Source organism: Streptomyces poriferorum (assembly GCF_019399235.1).
Classification (GTDB): domain Bacteria; phylum Actinomycetota; class Actinomycetes; order Streptomycetales; family Streptomycetaceae; genus Streptomyces; species Streptomyces poriferorum.
In genome coordinates this window covers 1-304 of sequence record NZ_JAELVH010000693.1, presented here as the reverse complement: position 1 = coordinate 304, position 304 = coordinate 1, and the positions used below count along the sequence as shown (strand labels likewise).

General features: G+C 73.0%; 1 pseudogene. It reads right to left on the bottom strand.

What is annotated here, in order from left to right:
* Positions 1 to 73: 73 nt before the first annotated feature.
* Positions 74 to 304: pseudogene (locus JGS39_RS40450) on the bottom strand (NAD(P)H-dependent oxidoreductase); the annotation flags it as partial.

The window sequence follows — 304 nt, the reverse complement described above, 5'->3', positions numbered from 1 at the left end:
GTCACCTTCGGTCTCCTCGGATCGGCAGCGGGGTCCTGATCCCGATTGTCGGCCAGGTGAGGGCGCCGCGCAGTCAGCCGCCGTACGGATGGGCGGCCCTGGCGCCCCTCAGTGCCCGCCCCCACCAGACCAGTTGGTCCAGGAGGGACTTCGCCGCCGCGTCGGGGCCGACCGGGTCGCGGTGCCTGCCCTCGTCGTCGAAGAGGGCGCCGGCGTTGTGGAAGGAGACGGTGTCGCGGATGGAGACGGCGTGCAGCTCGGCGAAGACCTGCCGCAGGTGCTCGACGGCGCGCAGACCGCCGGA